Source organism: Brachyspira hampsonii 30446, assembly GCF_000316195.1.
Classification (GTDB): Bacteria; Spirochaetota; Brachyspiria; order Brachyspirales; family Brachyspiraceae; genus Brachyspira; species Brachyspira hampsonii_C.
Map to the genome: position 1 here is coordinate 1,677,222 of NZ_JH994111.1, position 20,831 is coordinate 1,698,052.

Sequence of the window (20,831 nt, forward strand, 5' to 3'; positions counted from 1 at the left end):
ATGAAGTTTAAGAATAATTAATTATTAATAAGCTTTCTTATATAAAGCAAGTATGTCATCTAATGTTACATCTCTAGGATTTCCGCCTGTACATACATCAGCCAAAGCATCTTTTGCTAGTCTAGGTAAATCCTCTTCTTTAATTTTTAATTCTCTTAAATTAGCAGGAATATTAACATCTTTAGAAAGTTTTCTAACAGCCTCAACAGCTAATTTAGCAGCTTCTTCTTTGCTTAATCCATCAACTTTTTCGCCCATTGCCACAGCTATATCAACATACTTATCCATACAAACAGGCATATTAAATTCCATAACTATTGGAAGAAGTACAGCATTAGCAACCCCATGAGGTATATCAAATATAGCTCCAAGAGGGTGAGCCATAGAGTGAACAATACCAAGACCAACATTACTGAAACCCATACCAGCAACATACTGAGCAATACTCATTCCCTCCATATCAGTCATGTTTTTATCTTTAACAGCCCCTCTTAAATGTTTAGATATAAGCTGCATAGCTTTATATTCAAACATATCAGAAATAGTATGAGCTGCTTTAGTAATATATCCTTCTATAGCATGAGTTAAAGCATCCATACCGGTAGCAGCAACAAGACTATTAGGCATAGAGGCCATAAGTTCAGCATCTACAAAAGCAACTATAGGTATATCTTTAGGATCAACACAAACCATTTTTCTATTTTCTTCTTCATCAATGATTACATAGTTAATGGTAACTTCAGCAGCAGTACCGCAAGTAGTAGGAAGAGCCATAATAGGTACGCTTTTATTTTTTGTAGCTGCCACTCCTTCAAGTGATTTAACATCAGCAAAATCAGGATTATTTTTTGTAATACCTATAGCTTTGGCAACATCCATTACAGAACCGCCTCCAACAGCAATCAAAAAATCAGCTCCGGATTCATTGTATTTTGCTAATCCATCCTTACAATTCTTAATAGTAGGATTTTGCTTAATATCTAAAAATGTATCGTAAGATATACCAGCTCCATCTAAAACATCCTTTACTTTTTTAAGAACTCCGCAAGAATCCAAAACTTTATCACTAACTAATAATGCTTTCTTAAATCCTCTTGCCTTAATTTCAGCAGCAAGCTCGCTTCTTATACCAACACCAAAATAACTTGTTTCATTTAAAATATATCTAGCCATAAAAATTACTCCTATTATATTTTTTATTTTAATAAACCTTACATAGTTTAAGAAGATTTATTTTTAGTTTTTTTCTTCTTTTTTAGTCTTATGTTTAACATTCAATCCATAATTCTTGAATTTCTCTAAAACTATTTCCATTTCAGCATCAGATAAAACTGAATAATTACCTATTCCTATTACACCCATATACAATCTTGCTAAATTTTCAACTTCCATCATAACATGATATGCTTTAGGTAAAGTCTCATCAGCTGCAAGAAGTCCATGATTTTTCAATATACAAGCCTTATAACCTTTCATAGCTTCAGATATATTATCGCATAGCTCCTGAGTACCATAAGTAGCATATTTAGCACAAGGGATTTTATTTCCTCCGGCAACACCTACCATATAGTGAATAGCAGGTATATAATCTATATTTAATATAGAAACCATTGAGGAATAAACAGCATGATTGTGTATTACCGCATTAAAATTAGGATTATCTTTAAGTATTGATAAATGAAATCTCCATTCGCTTGAAGGAATTTTATCTTTTTCAGGATTTCCATTTTCATCAACAAAAACAATATCCTCCGGAGTCATAATCTCATAAGGCATACCAGAAGGTGTAATAAGCATACCATTTTCATATCTAAGACTAATATTACCAGCAGTTCCCTGATTAACACCGTCTCTTCTCATACTTAAACAAGCATCTATTATACTTTTAGCTAAATCTTTTCTGTTATTTTTAGACATCTTTTCTCCTTAAAAATAAATAATAATGATAATACTATATTATATTTCATTTATTTCAAAACTATTTATAACTAATTTTCTCATCTCATCAACATCTTTGACAATACCTAAAGATTTAAATTGTGCTAATATATTTCCAGTAGCAGTACATTCTATAGGTCCTATTGAAACGGTTAAATTAGTTTTTTCTTTAGTGAGTTCGCATATTAATTTATCTCTAGTTCCTCCACCTACAATACATAACTTCTTAATATCTCTATTCAAAAGTTTTTTAAGACTATTAATATATTTAGCATAACTTTCTGCTAAAGAATTATATACAGAAGCTATTATAATACCTCTTGAATCTTTTGATACATTAGTCTGATTTGTATCTTTATAGTAATTTAATATTTCATCTTCTATATCCTTAGGATTATAGAATCTATTATCATTGATATCTATTCTATGTTCATCTTTAATATTATCTCTTGCAAGTTTTTCCATATCATTAAATGAGATTTGATATTTCTTTTGAAGAAGCTGTATAGTCCAAAGTCCGTTAATATTTTCTAAGAATCTTATAGTATTATTATAGCCCATTTCATTAGTAAAATTATTTTCAAAAGCCTCATCTGTTAATATTGCTTCTTTTAATTCTACACCAAGCAAAGACCATGAACCTGATGATAAGTATGCCGTATTATCATCAAAAATAGGTGCAGATAACACAGCAGAAGCAGTATCATGAGATGCAGCCGCTATAATTTCAAAAGGTCTGCATCCCAGATAATCTGCTATCTCCTGTTTTAATAAACCTTTTTTCGTACCAGCTTCAACTAAATTAGGAAGCTTATTAATATCAAAATGAATTTTTTCTAAAATTTCCTCAGACCATATTTTTTTCTTTACATCTATTAATTGAGAAGTAGAAGATATAGTATATTCAGAAGAAATATTTCCTGTTAAAAAATATCCGAATAAATCAGGAGTAAATAATAACTTTGAAGCATTATTTACAATATCTGCCCTGCCTTGTATATCTTCATATATTTGCATTATACTGTTAAAAGGCATGCATGATATACCGGTTATATTAAATAATTCTCTAGCACCCAGACCTATTTTTTCCAATTTTTTTATAGTATCTATAGTTCTAGTATCTCTGTAATTTATAGGATTTGATAGTAATTCTCCATTTTTATCTATATAACCATAATCAACACCCCAAGAATTTATACCCAAAGAAGAAGGCTGCACTCCCATATCTATAACTTTTTTAATGCCTTTTAATAACTCATTATACATATATATAAAATCTGTATAATAATAATTATTAATCTTTATAGGAGTCAGAGAAAATCTATGAACTTCTTCCAATGTCATTTTATCATTTTCAAATTTAGATAAGAATATTTTACCGCCGGATGAACCAAAGTCGCAAGCTATAGAATAAACTTTATTACTCATAATGCCCTGCCATAATAAAAAATATATATTTATAATATAATATATTTTTGTTTCATATTCAACAAAAAAAATATTTTTTAACAAAAAAATAAAACAAAATACAAAAAAGATAAAAAAATGAAATTTATTTCATTTTTTATTTAAAAAAAACAAGATAATATTGATTATACAGATTTTTTTTACTAAAATATATAGTATAAATAAAAATTTAAAACTTAAGGATTAATTTATTCTTATGAGTGATAATGTAATTTTAAAAATGACCGGTATTGAAAAAAGATTCAAAGGTGTTTATGCTTTGAAAAATTTCAATTTTTCTTTAATTCAAGGTGAAATATTAGCTTTGATAGGAGAAAATGGAGCCGGCAAATCTACACTTATGAAAATTCTATCTGGAATATATAAAAAAGATGCAGGCAGTATAGAATATTTCGGAGAACCATTAGAAGTATCAGGTCCTAAAGAAGCAGAGGAAAAAGGTATATCTATAGTGCATCAGGAATTGAATTTAATGAATCATTTAACTGTTGCACAAAATATATTCATAGGACATGAACCATTAAATAAATTTGGTCTTATAGATGATAAATTAATGATAAAAAGAGCAAAGAAAATATTTGAAGGTATGAATGTAGATATTAATCCTTCTGCCAAAATAGGCTCTCTCACTGTAGGAAAACAGCAATTAGTAGAAATAGCAAAAGCCTTAACTCATAATTCTAAAATATTAATATTAGATGAACCTACAGCAGCATTAACAGAATCAGAAACAAAAGAACTTTTTAGAATTATTAAAGACCTTCAAATAACAGGAGTATCAATAGTATATATTTCTCATAGATTAGATGAATTATTCATATTGTCTGACAGAATAACAGTTATAAGAGACGGAGAATATATAGATACAAAAATGACTAAAGAAACAAATAAAGATGAAATAGTAAATCTAATGGTAGGCCGTGTTATATATGAAACACCAAAAACTGAAAGTAAAGTGCCAAAAGATGCTAAAGAAATATTGAGAGTAGAAAATTTAGTTGTTCCAGGTGTAGTAAAGGATGTAAGTTTTTCTTTAAAAGAGGGTGAAATATTAGGATTTGCAGGACTTATGGGTGCAGGAAGAACAGAAACTGCAAGGGCTATTTTTGGAGCTGATAAATTTGAAAGCGGAAGAATATTTGTTGAAGGAAATGAAATATCAGTAAAATCGCCTGTAGATGCCATAAAAAGCGGTATAGGTTATCTTTCTGAAGACAGAAAAAGATACGGCTTGGCATTAGGGCTTCCTGTATTTGAAAATATGATGATGGGAAATTATGATAAGTTTTCAAATATGCTTATGGTTCAAAATTCAAAAGTAAGAGATATTTCAGAGAAGGAAGTACAATCATTAAATATAAAAACCCCTTCTATTAATCAATTAGTTAAAAATTTATCAGGCGGTAATCAGCAGAAAGTTGTAATAGCTAATTGGCTTATAAAAGAATGCAAAGTATTAATATTTGATGAGCCTACAAGAGGAATAGATGTAGGTGCTAGAAGTGAAATATACAATCTTATGGAACAATTAGTATCTATGGGTAAATCTATAATAATGATCTCATCTGATTTGGTTGAGATACTTAGAATGAGCGACAGAATACTTGTTATGTCTGAAGGTAAAAAAACAGGAGAATTAGATATAAAAGGAACTACTCAAGATGATATTATGAAATATGCAACTATGAGATAAATATAATCACTATAATAAAAAATAAAATGGAGAGAGTTATATGTACAATATCGAAAACAATACTTTTACTGGAAAATTATGCTTCAAAGCTAAAATGAGAAGGAGAACAAGAAATATATTAGTTTATTTAAAAAAGAATGGACTGCAGAAATTTTTAACAGTTGTTGCTCTTCTTATTTTGTATGTATTTTTTGTTATAGCAGGAAGAAATTTCTTCACTTTTGATACATTTTCTTTGATATTAAGAAACTCATATTTTATAGGTTTCTTGGCTATAGGAGTAACATTTGTTATAATCACAGGCGGTATTGATTTATCTATAGGATCGCTTTCATTATTCGCTGCTATGGTGGGCGGTGTAATGATAACCAATTTCCAAACTCCTATGTGGGCAGTGCTTATTATAGTTATAGCTGTTGCAACTTTAGGAGGATTTATAAATGGTTTTTTAATTTCATATTTTAATTTACCTCCATTTATTGCCACTTTAGGTATGCTTATGGTTACTAAAGGTCTATCAGGTATAGTTTCAAGATCTCAGACTATATACTACCCTACTATAACAGATCCTCAGTATGGTTGGTTCAGAGTATTATTTAATGCAACAGAATCTAATTTCCCATCCGGCTTTATAATGCTTGCAATATTTACTATCATATCCGTAATTGTACTAACTAAAACTATAATCGGAAGATATATATTTGCTTTAGGAAGTAATGAAGAAGCTGCAAGACTTTCAGGTATAAAAACTAACAAATGGAAAATAATAGCATACACAATAGCAGGATTCTTCTGCGGTATAGGAGGTTTAACTTTTGCTGCTAGCTATTCAAGCATAAGCCCTGGAGCTGGACAAGGTTATGAATTTGATGCAATTGCTGCTGTAGTTATAGGCGGTACATCTCTTTCTGGAGGTGTTGGCTCTATAATAGGTACAATAATAGGTGTATATATAATGTCTGTACTAAAAGTAGGACTTCCTTCTGTAGGCGTAGAACAATTCTTCCAATACTTTACTATAGGTATAGTAGTTATTATAGCGGTACTTATAGATGTTTATAGAATAAAAATGTCTAATAAAGTTAAAAAAGTAGATGTAAAAAAAGAGAGAATAGAACAGTTGGAAGAAGAAATAGAATCTTTCAGAATAAAAATAGATTATATGATATCTGACAATGGTAAAGATTATTCAAAAGAGATATCAGAAATACAATCTAAAATTAATAGCTTAATAGAAGAAAAGAAAAAATTAAAATAAATAAAAAACAAGGAGAATAAAATGAAAAAAATTTTATTACTAGCTACTACTTTAATAGGATTAACAGTTATATTGGCAAGCTGCGGCAACAAAGAGCCTTACATAGCTGTTGTTTCCAAAGGTTTCCAGCATAAGTTTTGGGTAACTGTTAGAGACGGTGCTGAAGCTGCTGCTAAACAAAATGGTGTAAAAATAAGTTTTGTTGGTCCTGAAACAGAATCTGACTCAAAAATACAGCAAGACTTGTTGGATAGTGAAATCAATAAAACCCCAGATGCTATAGCTTTTGCTGCTGTAACAGGAGATTTTACTGAACAAATTAAAAGAATAAAAGAAAAAAACATACCTTTAATAGGTTTTGACTCTGGTATATTACCAGACCAAGCTCAAGGTGCTGTACTTGCTACTGCTTCTACTGATAACAGAGCTGCTGCTGCTATAGTTGCTGATAAAATGTTTGAAGCTTTAAAAGCAAGAATAGCTACATTCACTTCTGCTAATAAAGCTAAAATAGCTGTTCTTCAATTAGATAACTCTGATACTGGTATAGGAAGAGCTGAAGGTTTTGTACAAAGATTTACTGAATTAGCTGATGGTGATGCTACTACAGCAGGTAAATACACTATACAAGTTATAGTTCCTACTACTCAGAATGAAGCTGATATAGCTAATGAAGTTAATGCTTTAAGAGGAAAAAGTGTTTTAGGAATATATTTATCTAATGAAGCTATGGCAAGAGGTTTCTTAGTAGTATACAAAAGTGCTGAAGCAGGTGCTGCTAACACTATAGTTGGTGATGCTCAAGACGGCGGTGATTTGGTTGTTATGGGATTTGACTCTGGAAAACCTCAGTTAGATGCTATAAGAAGCGGAATAATACAAGGTTCTGTTACTCAAGACCCTTACAGTATTGGTTTCCAAGCTGTTACTTTAGCATATAAAGCTTCTAAAGGAGAATCTGTTGCTAACATAGACACTGGTGCTAAATGGTATGATAAAACTAATATAGATGATCCTGAAATAGCTAAATTATTATACGAATAAAATTATGGAGGAATTATAACAATTATGTTTAGAATGCAAAATAATTTACCAAAAGTTGGTATAAGACCTGTTATAGATGGAAGGAGAAATGGAGTTAGAGAATCTCTTGAAGATACCACTATGAACATGGCTAAAATAGCTGCAAAACTTATAGAAGAAAACATTAAACATCCTAGCGGAGAAAAAGTTGAATGTGTAATATCTGATACTACTATAGGCGGTGTTGCTGAAGCTGCAAGATGTCAGAAAAAATTTGATGAAAATAATGTTAAACTAACTCTTACTGTTACACCTTGCTGGTGCTATGGTTCTGAAACTATCGACATGACTCCGGCTATACCTAAAGCTATTTGGGGATTTAACGGTACTGAAAGACCTGGTGCTGTTTATTTGGCTGCTGCTGATGCCGGACATACTCAATTAGGATTACCTGTATTCTCTATTTATGGTAAAGATGTTCAGGACGCAGGAGATGAAAATGTTCCTGAAGATGTTAGAGAAAAAATACTTAGATTTGTAAGAGCAGGTCTTGCAGTTGCTACTATGAAAGATCAATCTTATATAAGTATGGGCTATGTTGCTATGGGTATTATGGGTTCTATGGTTGATGCTGAATTCTTACTTGACTATTTAGGAATGAGAACTGAATTCGTAGATATGAGCGAAATCAAAAGAAGATTAGAACTAGAAATATACGATAAAGAAGAGTTCAAAAAAGCCTGGGAATGGGCTAAACAATGTAAATTCGGCTCTGACAACAATAAAGTAAAAGCAACTGATGAACAAAAAGAAAAAGAATGGGCTACTTCAATTAAGATGGCTATGATTATGCGTGATTTGATGGTAGGAAATCCTAAGTTGGCTGAAATGGGATATATAGAAGAAGCTCAAGGTCATAATGCAATAGCAGGCGGTTTCCAAGGACAAAGACATTGGACTGACTTTATGCCTAATGGAGACTTTGCTGAAGCTATTCTTAATTCATCTTTTGACTGGAATGGTATAAGAGAACCTTATGTTGTTGCTACTGAAAATGATTCTTTGAATGGTCTTTCTATGTTGTTTGCTCATCTTTTAACAAGCAGATCTCAGTTATTCGCTGATGTTAGAACTTATTGGAGTCCAGAAGCTGTTAAAAGAGTTACAGGAAAAGAACTTACAGGAAAAGCTAAAGACGGTATAATTCACTTGATAAACTCTGGTGCTGCTTCATTAGACTGGACAGGCGAGCAAAAAGTTAATGGAAACCCTGCTTTAAAAGAATATTGGAATATTACAGAAGAAGAAGCTAAAAAATGTCTTGATGCCACTCAATTCTCACCTGCTAACAGAGAATATTTCAGAGGAGGCGGATTCTCTTCTACTTTCCTAACTAAAGGTGAAATGCCTATGACTATTATAAGACTAAATTTAGTTAAAGGCTTCGGACCTGTACTTCAAATAGCTGAAGGTTATGCTGTTAATATTGATAACAGTATATTTGACCCTATAAATAAAAGAACTGACTCTACTTGGCCTACTACTTGGTTTGCTCCTATACTTACAGGAAAAGACTCTTTCAAAGATGTTTATTCTGTTATGAATGATTGGGGTGCTAATCACTGTGCTGCTGCTTATGGTCATATAGGTGCTGATTTAATCACATTGGCTTCTATGCTTCGTATACCTGTAAGCATGCATAATGTAAGCGAAGATAGAATATTCAGACCTAAAGCATGGAAGGCATTTGGTACAAAAGATGCTGAAGGTGCTGACTTTAGAGCATGCAAACATTTCGGACCTTTATTTGGAAAAGTAACTAGGTAATAATAATTTTTCTTAAGTCCCATTTAGTACTAAAATATTAAATGGGGCTTTTGTAAAAAATAATTTTAAGGAATTGGAATATGTTAAAAGGAATAGATCCTGTTGTTTCACCAGAATTATTAAAAGTATTATGTGAAATGGGACATGGCAGTGAAATTTTATTTGCTGACGGTAATTTTCCTTCTCATGATTATAATGTAAAAAAAATTATAAGACTTGACGGAATAGATATACCTACTGTTTTGAAAGCTATTATGCCTTTATTTCCTTTGGATACTTTTGTAGAAAGTCCTGTTGTATTAATGCAGCCTAATGCTGATTTTGGCAGAGAACCTGATGTATGGGCTAAATACAAAGATATAATAGCAAAGCATCAAAAAGTAAATTATGAATATTTGGAAAGATTTGCATATTATGACAGATGCAAAAATGTTTATGCTATTGTTGCCACAAGTGAACTTGAAATATATGCAAATATTATACTAAAAAAAGGCGTAATTTTTCCAGATAAAAAATAATGTCTCTAAAATATAAAATATTTAGCAAGTCTTTAATTTTTTATTTAAAGGCTTGTTATTTTTTTACTTTTTTAAATTTAATCTAATAAACAGCTATAGCAGAATCTGTCCTTCCATCGCAGCCTGCAAAATAAACATCATTATCATTTTTTAATATAACCTGTCCTCGTCCGAAATATCCGAAGTATGTAATATAATCTTTCTTTGTTATATTATGTCCAAGTGATGAAAGTTCTTTATATATATTATTATCAAAATTATATTCTAATTCTATATTTTTATTTCCAACCCATTGCCATCTGGGTTTATCTAATGCTGCCTGCGGATTTAAATCATAATCTATCAAATTACTTATAACCTGAACATGTCCCTGAGGCTGCATAAAAGCTCCCATTACCCCCAATACTCCATAAGGTTTTGAATCTTTGCATATAAAGGCTGGTATTATAGTGTGATAAGGCTTTTTATGAGATGCTATAAAATTATCAGAATTGGGATCCAATGAAAAGTTAGCTCCCCTATTTTGCAAAGCTATACCTGTTTCTGGAATCACTATACCAGAACCGAAAGCAGTATAATTACTCTGAATATATGAAACCATATTTCCGTAACTGTCAGAAGCTGCTAAATATACAGTGTCACCTGATGAGAATATATGATTTATAGGATCTAATGCTTTATCTTTATTTATAAGAGAGGCTCTTTTTTTAGCATACTCATTTGAAAGCATTTCTTCAATAGAAGTTTTCATACAGTTAATATCTGCAACATATTTTTTAGTATCCGTAAAAGCTAATTTCAAAGCCTCTATTTGATAATGTACTTTTTCTAATTCGCTTAAATTATTAAAATCAAAATTTGATAAAATATTTAAAGTCATTAATACAGTAATACCATGTCCGTTTGGAGGAATTTCATAAATATCATATCCTCTGTAATTAGTAGTTATAGGAGTAACAAACTCTGGATAATATTCATTTAAATCCTCTTTAGATAAATATCCTCCGTATTTTTTCATGAATGCATCTATTTTTTCAGCGTATTCTCCTCTGTAAATGCACTCTGCATTTGTTTTACCTATATCATATAAAGTCTTAGCATGATATGGAAGTTTTACTATATCTCCAAGTTTTGGAGTTTTTCCATTGAAAGTAAAAGTATCAAACCAATATTTAAACTCTTCTTTTTTTAAATTATCAGAAGCATTCAAATACATATTATAGGACTCTTTCCAATCAAGAGCTGCTTGAGGCTGAACGGCATATCCTTCTTTGGCATATCTAATGGCAGGTTCAAGCACATCAATAAGTTTTAATTTACCGAATTTTTTTATAAGAGAAGCCCAAACTGATGGAATGCCTCCAACAGTTACAGGCAAAACTCCATATAAAGGCATTTTATCAAAATTATATGATAATACTTTATCAACATCCAAATTCTTTGGAGAAAATCCGCTTCCGTTAATAGCGTACATTTTATTTTCAAAATTTATTATAGCAAAAGCGTCTCCTCCAAGTCCGTTTGAAGCAGGCTCTACAACAGTAAGTGCAGCTGCTGAAGCTATTGCCGCATCTACTGCATTACCGCCTTTTTTTATAATCTCAATTCCAGCTTCTGAAGCTAGTATATTGCTTGTAGAAACAATATTCTTTCCAAATACAACATTTCTTTTAGATGCATAAGTATTATCATAAAAATTCATAATAAAATCCAATACTCTATTTTTATTTAATCAGTTAATTATACTAGCAAAAATATAATTGTCAAAATATTTTGCCTCAATCATTCAAGTTTTTTAAATAATCTAATGCATCATCATCATAAAAGTTAATCTCTAAAATTTTTCTATAGCATTCTTTAGCATTTTCTTTATCATCAATCTTTAAATATAATTCAGCAATATGTTTTAGAATATCACATCTGTATGGACGATCTTCAAAATATTTTTTATTAATATCTATAGCCTTTTGATAATATTCTTTTGCCAAGTCTTTTTCATTCATACCATCATAAATTTCAGCAATAGAAACATAATACTCTTTGCTGTTAGGTTCTAATGAAACAGCATGTTTATAGCACTTTAATGCCTTATTTTTATCGCCTATTTTTATATATAAATCGCCGATTTCCTTTGAATAATAACCTTTAAATTCTTTTCTCCCAAATATGTTTTCTCTTCTGAACATACGACTAGCACTTTTTATTTCAAGTTTTATAGCTTTTTTATATACTTCAATAGCTTTGTTTTTATTACCTATAGAATTATATAAATCACCTATTATCTCTAACCAATGATTTTTATCTTTTTTATTTTCATAAATATCTATCGCTTTTTTATAATATTCTTCTGCATTTTCCCTTTCTCCTAAACTCTCATAAATCTCTGCAATAGCCGTAAAATCATATCCATATTTTTTATTATCATCTAAATTGACATATTTTTTATAATATTCAATAGCCTTATATTTTTCGCCTATATGCAAATATAAATCAGATAATTTTTTATAATCATTCTTATCAATGTAATAATTAACAGCTTTATCAATAAGTAAATTTCTTTTATCATGTTTTGAAAGTTTTTCATACAAATCTAATAATTTTATTATATTATAACAAGTCTTTTCTTTGTCTTTATCTTTGTTTTCAAATTTATAATCCAAATATTTTTCATACATCTCAATAGCTTTATCATAATTTTTAATTTCTTGATAGATATCACATAAACTATAATAATCATTCCTCTCAAAATTATTAATTTCAATAAGTTTATTATACATTTCAATAGCTTTATCATATCTATAAATATTTTCATATAAATGAGCCAAAGTTTTATAAACTCTATGATTAATATTCTCCGTATTATTCAGTAAATATTTCTCAAGTACATTAGCTCCTTTATCACATATATTCAAATCATAAGAATATATAGTTTCTAACTCATCATAATATTCAAAATTATTAGGCTCTTCTTCTATAAGCTGATTAAATGCTTCTATCAAATATTTATAGTCTTCAATGTCCTTGTATTTTTTGTATGAAAAACCTCTTATAGAATGCCAACAACCCGAAACATCTTCTTTTATATATTTTTTATATACTTCAATACCTTTCTGATACTCTCCTAAAGCCATATAAGATTTAGCTAATGCATTTATTGCACTGGTATTTTCTATATAATCACAAGAAGGATGAATTTCTAATACATTCTCATAATTTTCTATAGCCTTATCATATTCTTTTTTCTCAAAATATGATAATCCTAAATACATAAAATCGCTTTGATCATGACGAGGAAGTTTTATTATTTCTTTGAATACTTCTATTGCTTCATCATATTTACCCAATTTAAAATATGATTCTCCTATTACAGTAAGATAATATTCCATATAATTACCATCATCAACAACATAGCTTTTATTTAACTTAACTGCTTTTTCAGCATACTCTATTGCCGCATAATAATTTTCATTTTCCCGATTAATATATCCTAAAAGATGCCAATATGCTGAATCATTTTCATTTAATTCTATGGATTTTTTAATAAGTTTTAATGCTTCATTATATTTTTCATTTCCTATAAAATTATATAGATAATTGACTGCTGTATAGTATAATGTTTTATCATCATTAGGGTTTATTAACAAAACTTTTTTAAATAGCTTTTCTGCTTTTTTATTATCTCTATTAGAATAATATGCTCTTCCTAATAAAGTTAAAGCTTTTGTATTATTTTTATCTTTTTTAATATACTCTTTTAATACTTCTATAACTTTATCAATTATATTTTCATTATTATTCTCATCATTATTTTGATAATCTTCATCATTTTCTTTATTATCTGATTGATTATCAAATTCATCGGGTTCATAAGAACACTCTTTGTTTATTATATTTTCGATTTCTTCTAAAGTGTATGATTTTTTCATAGTGCAGCTCCTATATTTTTATTATATAGAGGTACAAAAAACGGCTTCACGGTAGGTTTTTAAATAATAAATCAGTATAAATAATTACAGCTTATATAAAAATCTCTTATCACCTTTGAAATATCTTTCTATAAGTTTGTCCCTGTCTAAATGTCTTGTATAATTCATAATGTACCTTAAAGCTAAATCAATATACTCTTTGGAATTATCTTTGTAATTTTCTTTGATATATTCTTTTAATACATAAATAGCCTTATTAGGAGCAAATCTATGATTAGGACTGTATCCCAACATATAATCATATAAAAGCCTGTCGCATTTCTCTTTTATATCATCATTTATAGAATTATTAACTTCTTCTCTGTCTTTCATAAGTTTTTTATAAAAATGTTCAAATAATTCATTGTATCCTGTTATAAAAAAAGGAAATGAAAATAAATCTCTATTTTCAAAATAATAATCAATATCTTCTTCGTCGTATATAATATAACTTTTCATACAGTCATCATAATCTGTGATATTATATTTATCCAATTCTCTCTGGTATTCTTCTTCCCAATGTTTGCTACATCTTTCATCAAAATACTTCATTGCTTCATTCTTATTTTCGCTTCCCCATTCCATATTCCATCTTCTTGAATCAACTTCTCCGCTTTCAAAAAACTCATCAACTAATTCTTTAGTTTCAAAATATATATATCCATTCTTTCTATACTTTTCAGAAATCATTTCTTTTTTATCTTCTTCATTATACTCTTTTCTTTCTTTTTCTATAAAATCTCTGTACTCGCTGTTATCATATTCATAATACCAAGAAGGAATTAATAGTTCATACATTCCGTCATCTTCTTCATATACATGCAATTCTGAAAACTCATCATCTAGTATAGGAAATTTATCATTATGATACTTTTCATAAACCTCTGGAAATTTATCCTTTTCTAATAAACATTTATAATCCCAACCCAATAAGTTTTTTTGTATTTCTGGATCTGGATGCACAAACTGTTCAAAGTTAATTCTTATTAAATATTTTTCTAATACTCTTATAAAAGTATATACTGAACAATTATGATGATCATTTATTATGAGTTTATCTGCTTCTTCTATTTCTATATTATTTTTTTCTATGAGTTTATCAAGTTCTTCTAAAAAATAATTCAATGAATTTTTAGTATAAATGAATTTTTAGTATAATAGTAATCGTTTTTATCTTGTATAATATATTTTTTATTTTGTCTGTTTAATTCTTCCATAGATTTATGTCCTTTTAAATTTTTAACTTAATTATAATATGCATGTATGACAAATTCTGACACTTTTTTGAATAAAAATTAAATAAACAAAATTAATTAACATTTAAATAATTATACATTTTTAATCTGCTGATTAAAAAAATAATTTAATTCTATAGACTTGTAAAAAAAGAAAAAAGAGATAATAAAGAATATCTTTATTTTCTATTTTTTATGAAATCGAATTATTTTTTAAGTTCTTTAATTATGAGATCTTCAATTTCACCTAATTTACATTCCAAATCCCAGACACGAATCAGCGATTTTTTAGGTTTATTTTTTTCTTTTTCGAGTTCAATTTTGTAATACTCTCTTTCACTTCTAAGGAATTCTAATTTTTCACGTTTCTTTTTACCACACTTGGCATCATCATTAATATCGAAATATGCTAAATTATCACTTATAATCACACCATCAAACTTTTCAAATAATTTTTTGAATATTCCCATATTATTCTCCTTTTGCGTATTTATCTTGTATAATATATTTTTTATTTTGTCTGTTTAATTCTTCTATAACTATTATATCCTTTTAACTTTTTAATTTAATTATAATCTTAAGGTATGACAAATTCTGACACTTTTTTGGATATGAATTAAACAAGGAAATTAATTAACATTTAAATAATTATACATTTTTAATCTGCTGATTTAAAAATAATTTCATTCTACGATATCAAAAGTTTTTTATTATTTTAGAAGTATGGCATTCTTTTATTATATATATTCTGAATTCACTTTTGTCTGTATAAAAATAAAACCATTACAAAATAAAAGTTTTTAGGCTTACTTAGAATTTAATTATAAGATTTATTAGACTTGTTTCAAAACTAATTTTTTATAATTTTGTGGGGACTAGCCCCCACCCCCCCACTTCTTTTGGTGACCCAAAGAAGCAAAAGGACTGCATATTTATATACTAAAATAATAATTTATAAAACATGTGAAACATTATTTTGTAAATTATAAAATTACGAAATTTTTATATATAATCTTGTCAAGTAGTTTGGAAACAAGTCTATTATATAATAAATAAAATTATTTATCATGTTTAGTAAATACTTTGTTAAAAAATCTGTCAATAAAATATTCTATATAACCCAAAAAAGCAAAAAACAAAGTGATAAAAAATACATTTCTTAATACAGTTTTAAGTCCGTATTTATCTATATCAACAAAAAAGTAAGGATAATAACTTCCATCCGAAAAAGGACTTCCTACTCTAGCCCTTACAAGTACAAACATAAAATATAAAAGCGGTATTATAAGCCAAAGAATAGGATCTATTATTTTATAAATGCCTTTCTTATCAAAAATAATATAATCAAAAATAGTCATAATAGGTACTATATAATGAACTATCACATTTCTTATATAGGCAAATCCAATATATTTATCAGCTGTAGGACTTAATAAAAAATGATATACCAAAAATGTAACTGTTATAGACATAGTAACTGCACCTTTCAATCTTGGATAAAATGTTTCTTTTTTATTTATAATATTGAAAATGTCTAAAATAAAATACACTATTACAAGTATATTGCTTTGATATGTGAAGTAGTATGCGGTTTCTATATCAAGTTTAAAATTATCATAAAAAAATCCATGGAATACTGCAAAAATACCAATTATAATTATTATTGTTTTATATATTATAGAAAAATTATTTTTTATCATATTAATTCCAATCAATATAATTACTCAAAAAATTTACTGCAAATATTCATTATCAATTCTTTATTAATTAAAGTATCAATCCATTTATCTGGAATATTATCTATACAATAATATAAACCTGCAAGTCCTCCGGTTACTGCTGCTGTAGTATCAGTATCATCTCCTAAATTAACAGCCTTTAATACAGCATCCTTATAATTTGAAGTATTTAATAATATCCATATAGAAGTCTCCAATGTATGAACAACATATCCGCTGCTTTTTATTTCTTTTTCATGAAGTTTTTTAAAGTCAGAATCAAATATTCTTTTGTAATAATCAAGTTCTTTTTCATTTTTATAATAGTTATAAGAATCTTTTAATCCTTTACTAATAGCTTCTTCAATATTTATGTCATTTATTAAATTTAATGCTATAGCCGTATATATTACACATGCTATCAAACTTCTTTTATGAGAATGAGTTAATGAAGAAACATTGTATATTATATTTATCACTTCATTATTTTCAAATAATTCACAATCAAAATATTTCTTTATATAAAAGGAAATTGGGAGTATCCTCATCAAAGAACCATTTCCATTACTGTATTCATCATACAATCCGCATTTTATGGGATTTTTTCCATTTTTATAATTACTTATAGCCTCTCTTGTTGTTATTCCAACATCAAATGTATGTCCGTCAGCAGTATACTCTCCATTATCATACCATAACATAAAACTATTCATAATATTATTATAACTTATATCTTTATTATTCAAATTATCAAGTAAACATAATGTTAAACTAGTATCATCAGACCAAGTACCCGCTTTTTTATTATGAGTACCATTTCCAATCATATCTTTGCAAGGATTCTTTTTAATAATATCCCTTGATATAAATTCATAAGGTACCCCCAAAGCATCTCCTACAGCAAGACCTAATATTGAAGATTTAAGCTTATTTTCCAAACTCATATAAAAATAATCCAATAGACCTGTTGCAATTTTGTACATACATATAGTGATATTATTATATAATAAATTTAAAAATAATATTTATAGTTATAATAATTGGGGCTTTGCCCCAAACCCCACTTCTTTTGTTGGCACATACGAAGTACGCCTTCGGCGAGAAGCAAAAAGACTGCATTTTTATATCTTATTTGTATAAAATTATATTACATTTAAAACAAAAAATAATATATAAAACTACTATAAATAAAATTTATATTATGTATTTTTAATCATAACTGTATAAAAATACAAAATTGCAACAGGTCTAATTAATAAAAATGCAATAAAATTAATAATTGATTAAAATTATAATAGATATACTAAAAGTATCAATATAAAATGAAAAAATTATAATTTGAAAATAATAAAAAAAGCGTATCTAAAAATATTAGATACGCCATGGTTAGTAAATTTCTTATTAATTTAATTACTTAGCAGGAGTTAACTTAGTTAAAGCATCTTCTACTAATGCAGCCCAAGTAGCACCGCTTACACCATCAACATAAATATTGTTAGCTGCGATCATTTTATCATAAGCAGCTTTTCCTCTTGCAGGTCCGGAACTATGTGCACATTTTGTTAACACAACTTTAGTTAATTTACCGCCTGCAACAGTAACTTTAGCTTGATAGTCTCCTTGTCTTGTTTTATAAGTAGCTTTGTAATTTCCTAAATATGTACCATCAGGTACTTTAGCTAGATCAACTTTTCCTTGAGCAAACAAGAATAAGCTAGCTGCAAAAAGAACTGTCACTACTAAAAATAACACTTTTTTAAGACTCATACATATCCCCTTTTTTAATATAGTTGTTTATTAAAACTTCATAAACAGAGAAAAGTAAAAAAATTGTAAAGCTAATTTAATATTTTTTCTATATTTCCGTCCCTAAGAAGCCCTAATAGGTTGTTATATTCTACAGTTGTCTTTATTTGACAGTATCTATCATCAACAAAACTTGAATATTCTACTTTTATATATTTTTCTACTATATTTTTTAACTCATTATTTTCATATTTATTATTTGGAAGTTCTTTTGCAAAAGCATTTTCTATTTTTACCTTTGATAATGCTAATGCTGCATTAAAGGCACTTGTTTCAATTTCATCTTTGGTTACTGCATAACCATCAGGATATCCTATAGAAGTAGCTATAAATTTATTCTCATTAACCCAGCCTTCATTAAAATTGATATTATTATTGATAGAAACAGTTTTTTCAGCAGATTTGCATGATACAAGCAGAGTAAAAATAATTATAATGATATAGCAGTATTTCATATAGCCTCCAAATTTAAAATAACTCTGAAAAATATTCGTCAAAATTTTATTTTTTTTAAGCATATTATTATACATAATTATTAATTTTAGAGTATAATAGTTCCGAATATATAAAAAAATATATAATATTAGCAGCAGGAATTATTATGAAAAAGTTATACATTATCTCTATAGTATTTCTTTTATTATGTGCAAGAGGATTCACTCAAATATACACATTTCAAATCGGAGAAAAACTAAATAATTCATATATTTTATCAGAAACAAATTATGCAGTAATAATAGAAAAAAATACTGCTAATTCTGGAAAAACTTTTGATATAATATATAAAAATGCCAGATTAACAGGGTATAAAGATGCCGGCAGTATCAAAATACTTCCTAATGGAACTTTAATTGCAACTATGCTGAAAACTTCTCTTGGTAAAGATATGTGGGTTTTAATATATGGAAATGTTGAACAGGAATTTGATTCTATAGAAAGAGAAATTTTCTCAGGAAATAATTCTATAATATTTGCAAGATTAATGAATTATGGAGTGGCTGTTGTAAATGGAGAAGCTAAAGTGCAGTATTCTGAATTATATGACAGTGTTATTAATGATAATTCTTACGCTTTTTCTTATTCAAGAGACGGACAGTATTTTGTTAATATCAATGGAGAAGAAAAACAGGTGTCAGGTAAAGCAGACAGACTTAAATTTTCAAATGACGGAAACAATATAGTATATGTTATAGAAAATGAAGGAAATGCTGTTATATTTACAGGAAGCAACGATAGTGAGAGTTTTAGATTAGTAGATGATTTAGCTTCATTTAATAATAATAGTATAGCTTATGCAGTAAAAGCTATGCCTGAAATGAATACTAATTCAACAAATATGATTAGTTCAAATGATTCTATTTCAAATAATTTTATTACAAATACTAATACTAATGAAATAGTTACCAATACAACAACAGTAACAAATTATAATCTTTCAAATATCAGTGTCTATACAAATGAAGAAGGTATAACAGTAAAAGGACAATCCAATACTATAGCTTTAATGGTTGTAACAAATGTAATAACAAATATAAGATACAATGAATTAACAGAACTTCCAGCAGCAGCAGAATTTACAAATTCAATTATCAGTAATGAATTTATAATGACAAGCGTTATAGCTAATGGAAGAAATTACGGAGAGTTTAATTCAGTAACTAATATGTCATTCTCACCTGACGGTAAAACATTAGTATTTATCAATATTAATACTAATAACACAATGCAGTTGTATGTAGGCGGTAATATGACTACTAATTATGATATGATACATAATTATAAATACTCTCTTGACAGTACAATATTTGCCTACTCAGCACAGACAAATAATGTATCGTTTTTAATAGTTAATGGAAAAAGACTTCCTAGAAACTTTGATAAAGTAAATGATATATATTTCTCTACAAATAATAGTTTGGTTTATAATGCTTCTATGAATGACAGAGAATATATAATAGCTAATGACTTTGAAAGTCCTTCTTATAATAGAATAACTTCATTTAAGTTTTTAGGAGATTCATTTGCATTTACAGGAGAAAGACTTGGAAAATATTATTACTTCATAATGAATAAAAATAATTCTATAAGAAGAGAATTCGGCGGATATGATTATGTATCGGCTATGGATAATAATCAGGAAGATGCTTTATCAATAGTATCTGACGGAAAGAATATTTTTATAATAAAAAATGGAATGATATTGAATAATCAGCAATAGTTATTATAATCTTCTGACTATATTTTTAATGCGTAAATCTGAATAATGGTTTACGCATTATAATTTCAAACTAATTTATCTATTAAAATTATAACTTGACTTAATTTTGATTATAGTTAAAATAAAAAATAAATTTGAATTTTATTTTACTAATTTAAATATAAA

At 27.9% G+C, this 20,831-nt stretch carries 17 protein-coding genes; 6 read left to right on the forward strand and 11 right to left on the reverse strand.

The genetic code is table 11. From position 1 onward, the window contains the following. Positions 1-24: 24 nt before the first annotated feature. The 3 genes from fucO to A966_RS12010 form a co-directional block, all read right to left on the reverse strand. Positions 25-1,173 (reverse strand): lactaldehyde reductase, encoded by a 1,149-nt coding sequence (fucO, locus tag A966_RS12000; protein ID WP_008725986.1) that lies wholly within the window; start codon positions 1,171-1,173, stop codon positions 25-27. Positions 1,174-1,236: 63 nt separating this feature from the next. Next, the gene (locus A966_RS12005; protein WP_008725988.1) at positions 1,237-1,917 is read right to left on the reverse strand and encodes an L-fuculose-phosphate aldolase; all 681 of its coding nucleotides are present in this window, start codon (positions 1,915-1,917) and stop codon (positions 1,237-1,239) included. A gap of 39 nt (positions 1,918-1,956) precedes the next feature. After that, positions 1,957-3,366 carry a rhamnulokinase gene (locus tag A966_RS12010; RefSeq protein ID WP_039955773.1) on the reverse strand — a complete coding sequence of 470 codons (1,410 nt, stop codon included), beginning with the start codon at positions 3,364-3,366 and terminating at the stop codon, positions 1,957-1,959. A 235-nt stretch (positions 3,367-3,601) separates the two neighbouring features. Here A966_RS12010 and A966_RS12015 point away from each other — a divergent pair, with 235 nt between their 5' ends. The 5 genes from A966_RS12015 to A966_RS12035 all read left to right on the forward strand — a co-directional run bounded on the left by A966_RS12015 (position 3,602) and on the right by A966_RS12035 (position 9,724). Beyond that, positions 3,602-5,098, forward strand: a complete 1,497-nt coding sequence (locus tag A966_RS12015) for a sugar ABC transporter ATP-binding protein (protein ID WP_008725993.1) — start codon at positions 3,602-3,604, stop codon at positions 5,096-5,098. Positions 5,099-5,138: 40 nt separating this feature from the next. Continuing rightward, complete coding sequence (locus A966_RS12020) at positions 5,139-6,356, forward strand: ABC transporter permease subunit (RefSeq protein ID WP_008725994.1); 1,218 nt, start codon at positions 5,139-5,141, stop codon at positions 6,354-6,356. 21 nt (positions 6,357-6,377) lie between these two features. Continuing rightward, positions 6,378-7,400 carry an ABC transporter substrate-binding protein gene (locus A966_RS12025; protein ID WP_008725996.1) on the forward strand — a complete coding sequence of 341 codons (1,023 nt, stop codon included), beginning with the start codon at positions 6,378-6,380 and terminating at the stop codon, positions 7,398-7,400. A 24-nt stretch (positions 7,401-7,424) separates the two neighbouring features. Then, a complete protein-coding gene (locus A966_RS12030; RefSeq protein ID WP_008725998.1) occupies positions 7,425-9,206 on the forward strand; it encodes an L-fucose isomerase in 1,782 nt (593 codons plus the stop codon). A gap of 80 nt (positions 9,207-9,286) precedes the next feature. Beyond that, entirely contained in the window at positions 9,287-9,724 is a 438-nt protein-coding gene (locus tag A966_RS12035) for an RbsD/FucU family protein (protein WP_008726000.1), read from the forward strand. 82 nt (positions 9,725-9,806) lie between these two features. Here A966_RS12035 and A966_RS12040 read toward each other — a convergent pair whose 3' ends face one another. The 8 genes from A966_RS12040 to A966_RS12075 form a co-directional block, all read right to left on the reverse strand. Further along, the gene (locus A966_RS12040; protein ID WP_008726002.1) at positions 9,807-11,426 is read right to left on the reverse strand and encodes a gamma-glutamyltransferase family protein; all 1,620 of its coding nucleotides are present in this window, start codon (positions 11,424-11,426) and stop codon (positions 9,807-9,809) included. Positions 11,427-11,502: 76 nt separating this feature from the next. Continuing rightward, positions 11,503-13,650, reverse strand: coding sequence for a tetratricopeptide repeat protein (locus A966_RS12045; protein WP_008726003.1), 2,148 nt, complete (start codon positions 13,648-13,650; stop codon positions 11,503-11,505). An 84-nt stretch (positions 13,651-13,734) separates the two neighbouring features. Then, positions 13,735-14,814 carry a hypothetical protein gene (locus A966_RS12050; protein ID WP_008726006.1) on the reverse strand — a complete coding sequence of 360 codons (1,080 nt, stop codon included), beginning with the start codon at positions 14,812-14,814 and terminating at the stop codon, positions 13,735-13,737. Positions 14,815-15,130: 316 nt separating this feature from the next. Further along, a complete protein-coding gene (locus tag A966_RS12055) occupies positions 15,131-15,394 on the reverse strand; it encodes a hypothetical protein (protein ID WP_008726009.1) in 264 nt (87 codons plus the stop codon). Between the two features lie 588 nt (positions 15,395-15,982). Further along, on the reverse strand, positions 15,983-16,624 hold the full coding sequence (locus A966_RS12060) for a Pr6Pr family membrane protein (RefSeq protein ID WP_008726011.1): 642 nt from the start codon (positions 16,622-16,624) through the stop codon (positions 15,983-15,985). Between the two features lie 20 nt (positions 16,625-16,644). Further along, positions 16,645-17,586 (reverse strand): ADP-ribosylglycohydrolase family protein, encoded by a 942-nt coding sequence (locus tag A966_RS12065; RefSeq protein WP_008726013.1) that lies wholly within the window; start codon positions 17,584-17,586, stop codon positions 16,645-16,647. Between the two features lie 466 nt (positions 17,587-18,052). Further along, positions 18,053-18,409 (reverse strand): FMN-binding protein, encoded by a 357-nt coding sequence (locus A966_RS12070; RefSeq protein ID WP_008726015.1) that lies wholly within the window; start codon positions 18,407-18,409, stop codon positions 18,053-18,055. Positions 18,410-18,480: 71 nt separating this feature from the next. Next, the gene (locus A966_RS12075) at positions 18,481-18,903 is read right to left on the reverse strand and encodes a hypothetical protein (RefSeq protein WP_008726017.1); all 423 of its coding nucleotides are present in this window, start codon (positions 18,901-18,903) and stop codon (positions 18,481-18,483) included. Between the two features lie 146 nt (positions 18,904-19,049). On the opposite strand from A966_RS12075, the gene A966_RS12080 reads away from it, so the two are divergent. Beyond that, positions 19,050-20,666: a PD40 domain-containing protein gene (locus tag A966_RS12080; protein ID WP_008726019.1), complete on the forward strand. Its 1,617-nt coding sequence runs from the start codon at positions 19,050-19,052 to the stop codon at positions 20,664-20,666. The last annotated feature ends 165 nt before the right edge of the window (positions 20,667-20,831 follow it).

Excerpts from the sequence above, each read along its gene's own strand:
- A966_RS12020 (WP_008725994.1), top strand. The coding sequence starts at position 5,139 with ATGTACAATATCGAAAACAATACTTTTACTGGAAAATTATGCTTCAAA.
- A966_RS12055 (WP_008726009.1), bottom strand. The coding sequence starts at position 15,394 with ATGGGAATATTCAAAAAATTATTTGAAAAGTTTGATGGTGTGATTATA.
- A966_RS12015 (WP_008725993.1), top strand. The coding sequence starts at position 3,602 with ATGAGTGATAATGTAATTTTAAAAATGACCGGTATTGAAAAAAGATTC.
- A966_RS12010 (WP_039955773.1), bottom strand. The coding sequence starts at position 3,366 with ATGAGTAATAAAGTTTATTCTATAGCTTGCGACTTTGGTTCATCCGGC.
- A966_RS12005 (WP_008725988.1), bottom strand. The coding sequence starts at position 1,917 with ATGTCTAAAAATAACAGAAAAGATTTAGCTAAAAGTATAATAGATGCT.
- A966_RS12080 (WP_008726019.1), top strand. The coding sequence starts at position 19,050 with ATGAAAAAGTTATACATTATCTCTATAGTATTTCTTTTATTATGTGCA.
- A966_RS12065 (WP_008726013.1), bottom strand. The coding sequence starts at position 17,586 with ATGAGTTTGGAAAATAAGCTTAAATCTTCAATATTAGGTCTTGCTGTA.
- A966_RS12060 (WP_008726011.1), bottom strand. The coding sequence starts at position 16,624 with ATGATAAAAAATAATTTTTCTATAATATATAAAACAATAATAATTATA.
- fucO (WP_008725986.1), bottom strand. The coding sequence starts at position 1,173 with ATGGCTAGATATATTTTAAATGAAACAAGTTATTTTGGTGTTGGTATA.
- A966_RS12070 (WP_008726015.1), bottom strand. The coding sequence starts at position 18,409 with ATGAGTCTTAAAAAAGTGTTATTTTTAGTAGTGACAGTTCTTTTTGCA.
- A966_RS12035 (WP_008726000.1), top strand. The coding sequence starts at position 9,287 with ATGTTAAAAGGAATAGATCCTGTTGTTTCACCAGAATTATTAAAAGTA.
- A966_RS12025 (WP_008725996.1), top strand. The coding sequence starts at position 6,378 with ATGAAAAAAATTTTATTACTAGCTACTACTTTAATAGGATTAACAGTT.
- A966_RS12045 (WP_008726003.1), bottom strand. The coding sequence starts at position 13,650 with ATGAAAAAATCATACACTTTAGAAGAAATCGAAAATATAATAAACAAA.
- A966_RS12040 (WP_008726002.1), bottom strand. The coding sequence starts at position 11,426 with ATGAATTTTTATGATAATACTTATGCATCTAAAAGAAATGTTGTATTT.
- A966_RS12075 (WP_008726017.1), bottom strand. The coding sequence starts at position 18,903 with ATGAAATACTGCTATATCATTATAATTATTTTTACTCTGCTTGTATCA.
- A966_RS12030 (WP_008725998.1), top strand. The coding sequence starts at position 7,425 with ATGTTTAGAATGCAAAATAATTTACCAAAAGTTGGTATAAGACCTGTT.